Here is a 380-nt window from a genome sequence, read left to right on the forward strand (position 1 = left end):
TTTGGGGTACAGCGTCTTTCCTGAATGGAGAACGTACCCCTATGCCACGCCTAGCCATTCCGCTCAGCGACCTCAAATGCCGCACGGCCAAGCCGCGTGATCGGGCCTACAAACTGTTCGACGGCGGGGGTATGTACCTATACGTCACGCCCAGTGGCTCGAAGACTTGGCGGCTGCGGTATTTCAAACCCAACGGCAAGGAAGGCACGCTGATCATCGGCAAGTACCCCATCGTTTCGTTGGCCGTCGCGAGGACCAAGCGTGATGAGGCCAAGGCTTTGTTGCTCGACAACCTTGATCCGATGGAAGAAAAGCAGAAGGCCAAGATCGCAGCCCAGCGGGCGAGCCTTCTCTTTGAAACCGTTGCCCTAGAGTGGCAC

At 57.9% G+C, this 380-nt stretch carries 1 protein-coding gene; it reads left to right on the top strand.

Features of this window, described 5'->3' with window-relative positions; translation table 11 throughout:
- Positions 1-41: 41 nt before the first annotated feature.
- Positions 42-380 (top strand): Arm DNA-binding domain-containing protein (locus SB756_RS28430; RefSeq protein ID WP_410912831.1); only part of this gene is annotated, 339 nt, incomplete at its 3' end.

The organism is Pseudomonas sp. SIMBA_068 (genome assembly GCF_046534705.1).
Lineage (GTDB): Bacteria > Pseudomonadota > Gammaproteobacteria > Pseudomonadales > Pseudomonadaceae > Aquipseudomonas > Aquipseudomonas putida.